11 protein-coding genes and 1 other RNA gene are annotated in these 13599 nt (G+C 43.5%); 8 read left to right on the top strand and 4 right to left on the bottom strand.

Annotation, left to right across the window (positions count from 1 at the left end; all coding sequences use genetic code 11):
• The first annotated feature begins 267 nt into the window (after positions 1-267).
• Both ACF8FD_RS07570 and ACF8FD_RS07565 read left to right on the top strand, forming a co-directional pair.
• Complete coding sequence (locus ACF8FD_RS07570; RefSeq protein ID WP_392453304.1) at positions 268-720, top strand: ABZJ_00895 family protein; 453 nt, start codon at positions 268-270, stop codon at positions 718-720.
• 53 nt (positions 721-773) lie between these two features.
• Positions 774-1694 carry a TIGR01777 family oxidoreductase gene (locus ACF8FD_RS07565; protein ID WP_224467297.1) on the top strand — a complete coding sequence of 307 codons (921 nt, stop codon included), beginning with the start codon at positions 774-776 and terminating at the stop codon, positions 1692-1694.
• A gap of 7 nt (positions 1695-1701) precedes the next feature.
• On the opposite strand, the gene thiO is transcribed toward ACF8FD_RS07565, so the two are convergent.
• Both thiO and hemB read right to left on the bottom strand, forming a co-directional pair.
• Positions 1702-2811: a glycine oxidase ThiO gene (gene thiO / locus ACF8FD_RS07560; protein ID WP_281963962.1), complete on the bottom strand. Its 1110-nt coding sequence runs from the start codon at positions 2809-2811 to the stop codon at positions 1702-1704.
• A gap of 27 nt (positions 2812-2838) precedes the next feature.
• The gene (gene hemB / locus ACF8FD_RS07555; RefSeq protein WP_392453303.1) at positions 2839-3852 is read right to left on the bottom strand and encodes a porphobilinogen synthase; all 1014 of its coding nucleotides are present in this window, start codon (positions 3850-3852) and stop codon (positions 2839-2841) included.
• A 108-nt stretch (positions 3853-3960) separates the two neighbouring features.
• On the opposite strand from hemB, the gene ACF8FD_RS07550 reads away from it, so the two are divergent.
• The 3 genes from ACF8FD_RS07550 (at position 3961) to ACF8FD_RS07540 (ending at position 7393) form a co-directional block, all read left to right on the top strand.
• Complete coding sequence (locus tag ACF8FD_RS07550; protein WP_205668145.1) at positions 3961-4458, top strand: thioesterase family protein; 498 nt, start codon at positions 3961-3963, stop codon at positions 4456-4458.
• Positions 4459-4705: 247 nt separating this feature from the next.
• Positions 4706-5857, top strand: a complete 1152-nt coding sequence (locus ACF8FD_RS07545) for an efflux RND transporter periplasmic adaptor subunit (RefSeq protein ID WP_279691553.1) — start codon at positions 4706-4708, stop codon at positions 5855-5857.
• 6 nt (positions 5858-5863) lie between these two features.
• Positions 5864-7393 carry a DHA2 family efflux MFS transporter permease subunit gene (locus ACF8FD_RS07540; protein WP_392453302.1) on the top strand — a complete coding sequence of 510 codons (1530 nt, stop codon included), beginning with the start codon at positions 5864-5866 and terminating at the stop codon, positions 7391-7393.
• 95 nt (positions 7394-7488) lie between these two features.
• Here ACF8FD_RS07540 and glpK read toward each other — a convergent pair whose 3' ends face one another.
• Positions 7489-8973, bottom strand: coding sequence for a glycerol kinase GlpK (glpK, locus tag ACF8FD_RS07535; RefSeq protein WP_205667058.1), 1485 nt, complete (start codon positions 8971-8973; stop codon positions 7489-7491).
• A gap of 130 nt (positions 8974-9103) precedes the next feature.
• Between glpK and ssrA the strand changes: the two genes are divergently transcribed.
• The 3 genes from ssrA to ACF8FD_RS07520 all read left to right on the top strand — a co-directional run bounded on the left by ssrA (position 9104) and on the right by ACF8FD_RS07520 (position 12471).
• Positions 9104-9462: a transfer-messenger RNA gene (gene ssrA, locus ACF8FD_RS07530) on the top strand.
• Between the two features lie 182 nt (positions 9463-9644).
• A complete protein-coding gene (locus ACF8FD_RS07525; RefSeq protein WP_205667057.1) occupies positions 9645-10790 on the top strand; it encodes a tyrosine-type recombinase/integrase in 1146 nt (381 codons plus the stop codon).
• Between the two features lie 337 nt (positions 10791-11127).
• Positions 11128-12471, top strand: a complete 1344-nt coding sequence (locus ACF8FD_RS07520; protein WP_096911423.1) for an aspartate aminotransferase family protein — start codon at positions 11128-11130, stop codon at positions 12469-12471.
• A 68-nt stretch (positions 12472-12539) separates the two neighbouring features.
• Here the strand turns inward: ACF8FD_RS07520 and ACF8FD_RS07515 are convergent, their stop codons facing one another.
• Entirely contained in the window at positions 12540-13574 is a 1035-nt protein-coding gene (locus ACF8FD_RS07515) for an AraC family transcriptional regulator (protein WP_178927755.1), read from the bottom strand.
• Positions 13575-13599 lie beyond the last annotated feature (25 nt).

The raw sequence follows: 13599 nt of genomic DNA, 5'->3' as shown, positions 1-13599 counted from the left end.
ACCGACGATTCGAGTGATGATGGAATCGTCGGTCAAAGAAAACTGCTTCACGCTTAAATGTCGGCTGCTGACAACATTTAAATTTGGAGCCAATCTTATTGCTCTAGGAAAGGTCACCGTACGTATTGTGGATGCCGGTACAATGTTGACGGTTGCTGCGACCTTGTACCCTAATTAACGCACATCAACTTCGATTGGTTGACATGAAAATGAAAAAAAACTGAATTTTTTTTATAATGATTTTTTGGCTGGGTTTAAAGTAGCGCTATGATTTCGCTAACACGATATTTTCTCTGGTTTTTTTTCATATGTTTTGTCTTTAGTTGTATCTGTGGTGTACTCGCTGCTCTACTTCCGACAGGGATGGGAACGGTATTAACGGCTGTACCTTATTTGGTGGCCATGATTTGGGTTTTACTTAAATTTATTAAGCAACAACGCCGTGCGCCAACCCAAGTAGAACGGAAAAAATTCACTTTAGGTTTTAGTCTGATTTTTTGGAGCTATAACTTTGCCTTTCTCATGTTAGGTTTATTTATCTTTGCGCAGGGAGATGCTGAAGTTTGGCAAAACTTTATGCTCTACGTCCAACAACCACAGTTTATCAGTATGGTGGTGATTCTGATTTTATTGATTGCGATTCCGCTGTATGTGCTGACTTACTGGTTTTATGGCAAACAAGCGGAGCGTATGGCAGCAAAAATGATCGATCAATCGTAAAGCTTTCCTCTAAATGCTATAGTTTGAGCAAAAGCATCATTTGAGATCACGCTATGCAAAAAGAACGTGTATTGGTGACAGGAGCAAGTGGTTTTATTGGTTCAAACTTGCTCGATTATTTATTAGAAAAAGATTATGAAGTGATTGGCTTAAGTCGACAGAAAAATTTGCCTAAAATTCACCCACATTTGACTTGGATTCGAGCTTTAGAAGAACTCAAGCATGATCGCATTGATTATGTGGTGAATTTGGCTGGGGAAAGTATTGCTCAGGGACGTTGGACAGATGCCCGCAAGCAAAAGCTGATCGCCAGTCGTGTTGAAACCACGACAATACTCTATCAATATCTCGCTAAAAGAAAGATTCAACCGAAATGTATTATTTCAGGTTCTGCAGTGGGCTATTACGGTATTGATCCGACTGAACAATGGACAGAGTGTTGTAATGAGCAGTCAGCGTCGCAGTCTATTTTTATGTCAGATTTGTGTCAAAAATGGGAACAATCTGCACGGCAAGACACTTCGCAAAATACCAAAATTATTCGTTTAGGTGTGGTCTTTGGACGTGGGGCTGGCATTTTGCCGCAAATGTTGTTTCCGATCAAAATGAACTTATGTGGACTTATTGGTTCGGGGCGGCAACCTGTGGTCTGGGTGCATATTCAAGACGTGCTGCGAGCGATTGAGTTTCTAATGTTGCATGAAACCACTGCACAAGTTTTTAATGTCGTCAGTCCAGAAAAAGTCACCCAGTCAGCATTTGCACAAACCGCAGCGCAAATTCTGAAACGTAGACCTGTACTTTCTTTACCTGCTTTTGTGCTGAAGTTACTGTTAGGTGAGCAGTCTCAATTGGTGCTGAATGGTCAATTTGTTCGCCCCGAAGCATTGAACGCACAGGGGTTTGAGTTTAAATATCCCACTTTAAAAGAAGCCTTGATCCACATTATTCAACCGCAAAATTTAGCCAAGTAGCGTTTGATCAAGCAAAGCTTACCAAACGCTCAGGGCTATAGGCGCTGGCGTCAACCGTTAAGCTTTGCTCCAACATCAATTCGCGTAGCAGTCGTGCAGATGCGGGCCCCATACATAGACCATTTCTATAGTGACCGAAGTTTGCCCAGAGATTGGCTATTTCGGGGAATGCTCCGATATAAGGAACACCTGTTGGTGAACTTGGGCGTAGACCTGCCCAATGCTTCACAATTGGGAAATCGGCCAGCTCAGGCACCATGTCCAAACATGCTTTATAAATATTTTGCTGGGTCTGTAGAGAAGGGCGTTGGTCAAAACCGACATCCGCCATGCTTGAACCACAAACGATATGACCGTCCAAACGTGGAATCAGATACATAACCTGATTCATACACATGGTTGATAGCCAGTTTTCCGGAGTTTTAAACAGTAACATTTGCCCTTGTACGGGGTTCACTGGAATGCTGCACTGGAGTTGTTCGGACCAATGCTGTGACCATGCGCCTGTTGCAATCACCACATGATCTGCATGGTAGCTCTGACCATCAGCAGTTTTTATCCCTTGAACTTGCTGATTGACTATGTCAAAGGTATGTACCCACGTTTGCTCATGAAAGATGACTTGTGGCTGCCGTTTGAGATATTCCACAATCGACTTGAGCAGTCGCGGATTGCGGACATTGGCCAACTGCGGAAAATGGATGGCTTGTTGAAAGCGCGAGGAAATGCGCGGATTGACCTGTTCTAGTTGCTCGCGTTGTAAAAGTTCACAATGCTGCATTGGTTCTTGATGTTGATCTTTATAATTTAGGCCAATGTCAAAATCAGTTTCATCAAAAATCAGCATACCTGTTTCGTGGATTTCAAAATCTATCCCCGAAACCGGACTAATTTTTTCATTCCATGCTTGATACATGCTTTTGCCATATTTGGCGAGGTCATTGACACTTTGTGGATAGCGCCATGGGTACATCGGGGAGAGAATCCCTCCACCTGCCCATGAAGCCGCTTGTCCCGCTTGCTGTTGGTCAAAAATCTCAACCGAACAACCGTGTTCAATCAGCTCAAGCGCTGTCAGTAAACCACTGATTCCTGCGCCAATGATGGCAATATGCATTGCAACTCAATCCTTCTAAACAGGCTGTTACTTCATGTCTTTTAGTTTCAGTGCAGCTTCTTCTGCAAAATAGGTCCAGATGCCATCTGCACCCGCGCGGCGGCAGCTCATCAGTGATTCAATAATCACGCTGTCCGATAACCAGTCGTTTTGGATGGCCGCTGCGAGCATGGCATATTCGCCACTGACTTGGTAAACGAAAGTCGGCACACCGAAGTTGTCTTTGACTTCGCGGACAATGTCCAAATATGGCATACCCGGTTTCACAATCACCATGTCAGCCCCTTCTTGAATATCGAGGGCAATTTCGTGTAATGCTTCTGCGCGGTTGCCGACATCCATTTGATAGTTGTATTTGTTGCCACCTTTGAGGTTGCTGGATGAACCGACCGCATCACGGAAAGGGCCATAGAAGCTCGACGCGTATTTTGCTGAATAGGCCATGATTGAGGTGTAGATATGACCATTGGCTTCAAAGGCTTGACGAATCGCACCGATACGACCATCCATCATGTCACTTGGTGCAAAGACATCTGCTCCAGCTTCAGCGTGGCTTAATCCTTGTTTGATCAGGGCTTCAACGGTTTCGTCATTGAGTACATAACCCGTGTCATCAATGATGCCGTCTTGACCGTGCGTAGTATACGGGTCAAGTGCACCATCGGTAATCAGCACCATTTCAGGTAATTCTTTTTTGAGCAGACGTAGCGTGTTTTGAACTACACCATCTTCACGCCATGCTGCTTCGGCACTTAAGCTTTTATCATCTTGGGGAGTAACTGGAAATAGCGCCAGTTTCGATACGCCAAGTTCAAGTAAACGTTCTGCTTTTTTTAAGAGTAAGTCCGCAGATAGGCGTTGCACCTTCGGCATACTGGGGATGTCTTGCGTCTGGTTCTGTCCCGGCAGGACAAATACTGGATAGATAAGATGATCTGTCGTTAAATGGGTCTCGCGAACCATAGAGCGCAGATGTTCATTTTTACGAATACGGCGCATGCGAGTAGCGGGGAAGGCGGGACGATTGAACGTATAGGTCATACAAATCTCGATAATCGGTATTAAACTAGGTCAGTATTGTAGACCTATCTTATGGCTTTGGGCACATATTGACGGGTTTTTATTGTTTTAAGAGTGAAGCAGATTGTTATGAGTAGTGGTGAAAAAAGCTGGACGGGCAGCATACACTTAGGAGCAAAAGTGGATATTGATGTAGTTTTTGAGCAGTTGGTTAAGGCTTTTAATGCGTCGCCATTTTTTAAGCACAACACCATGACTATGCGAGTCGTTGATGGGCAAATTGAAGCCTATATCGATATGCAAGATTACTTAATTGGCAATGTCGCGTTCCAAATTTTACATGGGGGCGTGGCTGCAACAGTTTTAGACAGTATTGGTGGCATTGTAGCGATGGGGGAGTTGTATAAAAAAGCGGAACCTGACACGATTACGGACACCATTAAAAAAGTATCCCGTTTAGCTACAGTCGATATGCGGGTCGATTATCTCGCGCCGGGACGTGGAAAATATTTTATTGCCCGTGCTGAAACCCTAAGATTGGGGCGTAAAGGCTGCACGATGCGCATGACCATGGTCAATGATGAAGGCAAATCGATTGCAACAGCGATTGCTTCTTATGCTTATTAGTTTTAAATTAATTAAGTGGTTAATATTCAAGTGAAATTTATAGCATCTAATAGGAAGTTGGATGCTGCAAACTAAAATAGACTGAGCAGTTACAATTTATTTTCTCAAAATGTGATTATTTGCTCTTAGAATGCATCAAATTTTATTGTGACTTTCTCATCGACACCAATGCAGACAATACTTGTCTGATGTCCCTTTCGTAGGGATGATGCCGGCTGACCAAGTCTGTTAGATTTAGGAAAAATCAATGACAGATGCCCCAAATACACTGCCAGATACTGATCCAGCCGATCAAATCAATGATCAAGCACTGAAAGCTAAACGTAAGAAAAGCTTAGGTTTCGTGGCTATGATCCTGATCATTGCTGCCATTTTATTCTTGATTTGGAAACTGTTCTTTAACCATTCGGTTTCAACTGATAATGCTTATGTGGGCGCGGAAACGGCCTCGATTACCTCTATGGTGACAGGCCAAGTTGAAAAAGTGTTGGTCAGTGACACGCAAACTGTAAAGCAAGGCGATGTGTTAGTTTTGGTCGATCATCGTGATGCCGAAATTGCTGTAGCGCAAGCTCAGGCCGAATTACTTAAAGCGCAGCGCCAGTATAAACAAAGTGCGGCCAACAGCAGCTCTCTAAACTCGCAAGTCTTTGTGAGTGATGACGCCATTCATAGTGCTGAAGCACAAGTGGCTAAAGCCAAAGCGGAGTTAGATAAAGCGCAAGATGATTTGAACCGTCGTCAGCAGTTGAGTGCGACAGGCGCGATTTCTAAAGAAGAATTAAGCACGGCACAAGCTGCTTTAAATAATGCACAAGCGGGCTATAACTTGGCGCAAGCGGGTTGGGCGCAGGCTAAATCCAGTCAGAAAGCTGCGCAAAGTAATTTGGCTGCAAATGAAGCTTTAATTCAAGGCAGCAATGAAAATTCGACTCCCGATGTTTTGGTTGCTCAAGCAAAACTGAAACAAGCTTTACTTGATTTAGAACGGACTGAAATTAAAGCACCATTTGATGGGGTGGTGACGAGCCGAAAAATTCAAGTTGGACAGCGTGTGGCACCGGGTTCGGTACTCATGGTGGTGGTGCCAATTTCACAGTTATATGTCGACGCGAACTTTAAAGAAAGCCAGCTTAAAAATGTACGCCCAGGGCAAAAAGCAGTTTTAACCTCAGATTTGTATGGCGACTCAGTTGAGTTCCATGGCACGGTCTTGGGCTTCTCTGGTGGAACAGGTTCTGCCTTCGCGCTGATTCCTGCACAAAATGCCACAGGCAACTGGATTAAAGTGGTACAGCGTTTGCCTGTGCGTATTCAACTCGACCCGAAAGAGCTGGCTGAACATCCTTTACGTGTTGGCTTGTCGATGGAAGCTCAAATCGATTTGAAATCGAAGTAGTTGCGCATGAATAGCTACGTTCCCTATGGTGACTTAAAGGGTGGTCGCCTGATGTTGGCGGCTTTCGTCCTTGCTTTGGCCAACTTTATGGTCGTGCTGGACATGACCATTGCCAATGTTTCTGTGCCTCATATTACGGGAAGCCTTGCAGTATCGAGTTCGCAAGGAACATGGGTGATTACCTCTTATGCCGTGGCTGAAGCGATTTGTGTCCCCTTAACAGGCTGGCTCGCAGGTCGTTTTGGCGGCGTGAGGGTTTTTACCTTAAGTCTGATTGGCTTCACCATATTTTCGGTATTTTGTGGTTTATCGACCAGTTTAGAAATGCTGGTTTTTTGCCGCATCGGCCAAGGTTTATTTGGTGGCCCGATCATGCCGCTCAGTCAGATGTTACTGATGCGGATTTTTCCTCCAGAAAAGCAATCCCAAGCGATGGGCATGTGGGCAATGACGACGGTGGTTGGTCCGATTCTTGGTCCGATTTTAGGGGGAACCATTAGTGACAACATGTCTTGGCATTGGATTTTCTTTATTAATATTCCTGTTGGGATAGCGTGTGCTTTTGCTGCGATGCGTCTGCTTAAACCTGCGGAAACCGCAACGGCCAAACTCAAAATTGATCGCGGTGGATTGATTCTTCTGATTTTATGGATTGGAGCATTACAGCTCATGCTCGATCTGGGGCATGAACGCGATTGGTTTAATAGCCCTGCGATCGTGATACTGGCTTTAACGGCTGTGATTGGCTTGGTGATTTTTACCATTTGGGAGCTGACCGAACGGCATCCAGTGGTGAATATCCAAATCTTTAGATACCGTAGTTTCACGATTTCTGTCTTGGCACTGGCCTTTGGCTTTGGCGCATTTTTTGGCAGTATTGTACTGATTCCGCAGTGGTTACAGATCAATTTGGGTTATACCGCAACTTGGGCTGGTTATTTAACCGCAACCATGGGTTTTGGTAGTTTAGCCATGTCACCCATTGTGGCGAAATTGGCAACCAAATATGACCAACGTGCACTGGCCAGTTTTGGTTTGAGCATCTTGGGCGGGGTGACTTTGATGCGCTCGTTCTGGACCACAGATGCTGACTTTTTTGCATTGGCATTGCCGCAAATCTTGCAGGGCTTTGCTGTGCCATTTTTCTTTATCCCATTATCAAATATGGCACTGTCATCGGTATTACCGCATGAAATGGCATCTGCCGCAGGTTTAATGAACTTCTTAAGAACTATGGCAGGGGCGATAGGCGCATCTATTGCTGTCACTATTTGGGACGACCATACTAAAGTTGCACGTAGTGAAATGGTCGGCAGTTTGCATGCAGATCAAACTCAGTCGGTGTTGATGCAGCAGGGAATGAGCGCGGAAGGTGCATTAGGCTATATTTCTAGTTTGGTGGATAAAGAAGCGTTGACCTTGTCGGCAAACTATATTTTCCTGATCTTGGCTTTGGTGTTTCTATTTGCAGCATCCATTATTTGGCTCTGTCCTAAACCTAAAATAGGGGCAGGCGGTGGCGGACATGCGCATTAGGGTAATAAAAAACCGCTTTTAGAAGCGGTTTTTTATTCTGCATGTTATGCAGTTTTATGATGTTTTGAATATTTCAAAACAATAGAATTAAATAATCAAAGTTCTGACTTTGCGCGTCTTAAAGCGGATTGCCATTGTTGTAAGTGAAATTCACGTTGATCTGTGTTCATTTTGGGTTCAAAAGCACGTTCAAGCTGCCAAGACTGTGCAATTTCATCCAAACTTGAAAATAAGCCACACCTTAAGCCTGCCATGGCCGCCGCACCCCATGCAGTCGACTCCTGCATCTTAGGGCGTAGTACAGGCACATTCAAAATATCGGCTTGAAACTGCATCAGCATATCATTTTGACTGGCGCCACCATCGACGCGGAGCTCTTTCAGCGGCTGCTGAATATCGGCTTGCATGGCGGTCAGTACATCAGAGACTTGAAAGGCAATGGATTCTAAGGCTGCACGAGCAATATGGGCTTTGTTGGTTCCACGTGACATTCCACATAAGAGGGCACGCGCTTCACTGTCCCAATGTGGTGCACCGAGTCCAGTAAATGCCGGAACCAGCATGACGCCATCGGTATCTTGAACTGTACAAGCTAATTTTTCAACATCGCTACTTTTTTGAATAATGCCTAAATTATCCCGTAACCACTGAACAATCGCACCTGCCATAAATACACTGCCTTCTAGGGCATAAGTGGTTTGATGTTGCGTTTTCCAACCCAGTGTCGAAAGCAGTTTGTTTTTACTGTATTGAACGGTCTCGCCTGTATTGAACAGCAAAAAACAACCTGTGCCATAGGTGTTTTTTGCAGTCCCAATGTCAAAACAGGACTGTCCAAATAGTGCAGACTGCTGGTCGCCTAATATGCCTGTGATCGGAATATTGGCACCGAGCAAGCCTGCCGCGGTATCTGCGACGTAGGTATCTGAGTTGATGATTTTCGGCAGTAATGCAGACGGAATATTAAATAAATCTAATAGCTCTTCATCCCACTGCTGGGTACTTAAGTTCATGAGCATGGTGCGAGAAGCATTGCTGACTTCGATGACATGTTGAGCACCTTGGGTAAGATTCCAAATCAGCCAACTATCAATCGTGCCAAAGGCCACATGCCCCTGTTCAGCCAGTCTGCGTAGACCATTGACATGCTCAAGTAACCAGACCAGTTTTCCTGCACTAAAGTAAGGGTCAATTCGGAGTCCAGTTTTGGATTGAATCTTATCTTTTAAGTTTTGCTGTAGGAGCTGATTACACCATTCAAATGCGCGACGGTCTTGCCAGATAATGGCTGGTGCAAGCGGCTGTCCTGTACGTTTATCCCATACGACAGTCGTTTCTCTTTGGTTAGTAAGACCAATTGCTTTGATGTCTTTGGCTAAAATACGAGCAGAAGCCAGAGCCTGCTGTACAACAGCAATTTGTGAGCTCCAAATCTCTTGGGCATCTTGTTCTACCCAGCCTGATTGGGGGGTATGTATACGTGTTTCGCGTTGCGCCGTTGCCTGAACTTGACCTTGTTCATTGAAAATAATGGCACGACTCGAAGTGGTTCCTTGGTCGAGTGCAAGTAAGTAGCTCATAAATTATTTTATTGTTGGACTTGAAAACCAAAATATTAGCGCAATTATGTAATTAAGCGCATCAATATGTGTGTTTGTTTAGAAAATAGATCGTATTTTCTAGCAACTATGCTATGATTGCCGCTACTTTGGGGGTGTTTCTGGCTTCGACGCTGGTGATGAAACTCATAGATGCATGTCGAGAGCGCATTTTCTCTCGTAAATCAAATTTGCATTTTTTAGTCGCAAACGACGAATCATACGCTCTAGCTGCCTAAGGGCAGCTTGTCCGCCTCTCCGAATACTTGTGGTTAGAGAGTCCGACTGAAGCGCACGCACACAAGTCCGTATAAAACCAAGCCTCGGGGTTTTGTACTAAATTAAGAGGATCGCGATTTGTACCCTGTTCGTCGGGTCACAAAGAGTTAAAACAATAGACGATATCTAAGCATGTAGTATTCTCGAGCGTAGTGCTGGCGGACGCGGGTTCAACTCCCGCCACCTCCACCAAAATTCTTTCCGAAGTAGTCCATCGGAATATAAAAAAGCCTTTAAACTCAATGTTTAAGGGCTTTTTTATTGGCTGTATTGTCCGATACTGTCCTAAGCGATTTGACCCTATTTTTGCTTTGTGTGGGTAAAAATTGGCAAAATTTACCCAGAAATTAACACAACAAATTCTGGTTAAAGATATGTCACTCACAGATGCAGAATGTAGAAAAGCTCAACCGAAAGACAAGCAATATCGTCTATCAGATTCACATGGTTTATCGCTGATTATTACGACTAAAGGTCAGAAGTATTGGAATGTCCGCTATACTGTTCATGGGCAGCGTCAATCTGAGTCACTAGGACCATACCCAGAACTTAGTTTGAAAAAAGCTAGAGAAATGGCTTATGAACTTAAGTATAAACATTCAAAATCAGTACTTCATGAGGACATAAAGCCTTTCTTTAAAGAAGTAGCTGAAGATTGGTTTGAGAATCAGAAAGAAACGTGGTCCCCGAAGCACATTAGCAATGTCAGAGCATCTCTAGATGAATTGTATCTTTCATTAGAAAATAAGCGTATTAATCAGATTCAAGCTCCTGAAATTTTACAGATCATAAAAAAGATTGAGGCAAGAGGCTCACTTGAAGTAGCCAAACGTACCTTATCTCGCTGTGGCATGGTCATGAAGTACGCTATTGCACACGGCTATCGCTACGATAATCCTGCAGGTGATTTGGTCTATGCACTAAAAAATAAGCGTGTGAAAAATTTAGCATCATTATCTGCTTCAGATATGCCTGAATTTCTAAGAAAAGTTAGAGCTTATCCAAGTGATGCTCAGACACATCATGCCATCATTTTAATTATGCTGACTGGTGTTCGAGTCAGTGAGTTACTACAAGCACATTGGGATGAATTTGATTTGGAAGGGCGTAAGTGGGATATTCCTGAAGACCGCATGAAGAACCGATTGCCACATCGTGTGCCATTGACGGACATGATGATTGAGGAACTGAAAGCTTTAAGACTTACTCATAATCAGGAACTGTTATTTCCACATCGTTTAAATAATAAAGAGCCTATGCGTAGTGAATCGATCTTAGCTGTGATTAAGCGTTCAGGTTATGTAGGACGAATGACTACACATGGGTTCAGATCATTATTTAGTACTGTCGTGAATGAGTCCAATTTATTTAACCCAGATGCCATTGAACGCCAGCTTGCCCACGTGCCACAGAACAGAATCCGCTCAGCCTATAACCGTGCGCAATATTGGGATGAGCGGGTAAGGTTGATGGAATGGTACGGGGAGCAAGTAAAAAATTGGATGAGTATTGCTAAATAGCTCAAAGTTCAGTTTGTATGTTGATAAATGAACATTACTAATATAGAGCCTGTAAATAAATTTCAGTAGTTTTATCATTTATTAGGGATGATGGAATTCAATTTTATTTTTTGTCAGGCTTCTTTAGCGAATTCATTTAAAGGCTATTTATTCACTTTTTATAGTAAAAGTGCTCAGATAGATATCCTATCGTTCGTATTGTGAAGAAATTATCTTATAAGATTTGACTTCAAAAATTACATATCGCGCTCTAAAGTCAAGTCTTTAAAATGAGCACTGTGCAATATAAAAATCATTCAAATGCACTAAAAAACAGTTTGTGAGAGAGGAATAGTAGATGAATACACGATCTACCATTATGGATACCAATAGCTTCCGTGCCGAGCATGCGAGTGCACTAGATTCTGAAACCCGAAAACTGACCGATCGACGTAGTCAAAATTTAGGCGAATCTTACCGCCTGTTTTATCGAAACCCTGTGCATCTCGTAAAAGGTCAAGGGCAGTATCTTTGGGATGCCGCAGGCAATCAATATTTGGATGCTTATAACAATGTTGCCAGTATTGGGCATTGTCATCCTGCGGTCATCAATGCTGTCAATGAACAAATGCAGATGTTAAATACACATACTCGTTATTTACATGAGCGCATTTTAGATTATACCGACGAGCTTTTAGCGACCACACCGACTGAAATTAACAAAGCCATGTATATGTGTACGGGTTCTGAGGCGAATGATTTGGCTATTCGTATTGCCCGTGAATACAGTGGTGGTACGGGCATTATTGTGTCTCAAGAAGCCTATCATGGTACTAGTGATCTTACTTCGGGCTGTTCGCCTGCGCTTGGTACAGGACAGACCTTAGCTGCTACAACTCGTTTGGTGTCAGCACCTGATCAATATCGTTTTGAGGGCGAAGATTTAGGTGACTGGTTCGCCGCGCAAATTCAAGCACAAATTGATGATATGAATGCCAATGGCATTAAGTTTGCGGGCTTCTTAGCCGATTCCATTTTTTCATCAGATGGGGTAATGCCAAATCCTATTGGTTTCCTGAAAAAAGCAGTGGATGTAGTGCATGCCAATGGTGGTATTTTCATTGCTGATGAAGTACAGCCTGGTTTTGCTCGTACAGGCGATTCTTTTTGGGGTTTTGGGCGTCATGGTGTGGTGCCCGACATCATTACCACAGGCAAGCCTATGGGCAATGGTATTCCAGTATCAGGTTTACTCGCGAAAGATCATGTGTTGTCTGCCTTTAGTCAAAAAATCCCTTATTTCAATACCTTTGGGGGGAATCCTGTGGCGATGGCAGCGGCGCAGGCCGTGCTGAAAACTATTCAAGAAGAAGAGTTACAAGCCCATAGTCAGCGCCTTGGTGGTCTACTTTTGACAGAATTGCGTAAGCTGATGGAAAAGTATGACTGTGTTGGTGATGTGCGTGGTGCTGGTTTATTTATTGGTTTCGAATTGGTACAAGATCGTTTCACCAAAATGCCTGATAAAGCTCTGGCACTGGATTTGATTGAAGAATTGCGTAATACGCATCGTGTGCTGACCTCTGTTGCGGGACCATATGGCAATGTCTTGAAGTTACGTCCACCATTGGTGTTCCAAGAAAAGGATATTGATTGGTTGGTTGGAGCGTTGGATCAAGCCTTAAGTAAACTGCAAAAATAAACTTAAATGTCATACATATTTAACCCCGCTCAATGAGCGGGGTTTCTTTTTTATTGATGTCTTACCACTTAATGTCGTAATTGGCGTGGTGTACAGCCAAACCAACGCTTGAATGCACGGGAAAAGGCACTGACTTCGGAATAGCCTAATAAAAATGCTACTTCAGAAATCGGTAAATTCTTCTGTTGAATATAGTGTTTGGCCAGTTCATAACGAACTTGATCAATTAGTTGAGTAAAGGTGATGTCATGTGATTTTAAGCGCCGTGATAAGGTACATGGACTCATATGTAAATCTAGTGCAACTTTTTCCAAGTTGGGTTCACCATGAATCAAATCTTGCTGAATGTGTGCACGGACTTGATTGGTTAAACTTTGTGACTGCGATTGCGTATTCAGAATTTTTAAAGTGTCGAGCATCATGGTGAGCAGCAACGGGTCTGACTGTGGCATTGCGGTTTTAAGGTCTGATTTGGCAATCAAAATTGAATTGAATGGCTGATCAAAAAACACTGATGCATTAAACAGTTTACTGTGTTCTTGCCAAAACTCGGGACGTGGGTGTTCAAAATGAATTTCGCGTGGTGAATAGTGTGTGCCCAAGACTTCACGAATTACATTCATAAACATGCCCACTGTGAGTTCGGCATCTTGTCGTCGCGATAAAATTGCACCATGCTGGACTTGGTAGTCGAAACGATAGGCATCATTGACTTCAACCATACGGCATAAAGTATCTTTTTGATGCAGATTAAAATGTGAGGTCATGTTCTTTAATGCATCTTCCAGCGATGCTGAACATAAACCAATATAGCCAATCAGTCCTAAAGCTTTGGGATGAAATTGCTGTCCATAATGCAGTCCGAAATTATCGCAATGTGATAGTTTTGCGGATTGTTCCAAGACTTCGCAATAATTGGTGAGTTGCAAACTGAGGGTGGGGCTGAGCAATAATTCAGGATTAATACCACTGATCCCAAAAATGCGATCGACATCGGCACCTTTCTGCAGAATAAAGTCACTTAGGCCTGTCGCGGCAGCTGATAAAATGCCTTGGTTGCTGATGTCTTGAGCGTTGATGGAGAGAGGATTAAATTGAATCATGCATAGCCTCTTTTAATACAGAACC

This window comes from Acinetobacter sp. TYF_19 (genome assembly GCF_043105125.1).
GTDB lineage: Bacteria > Pseudomonadota > Gammaproteobacteria > Pseudomonadales > Moraxellaceae > Acinetobacter > Acinetobacter johnsonii.
The sequence above is the reverse complement of the archived record's forward strand: the minus strand, read 5'-3'. Positions and strand labels throughout refer to the sequence as shown.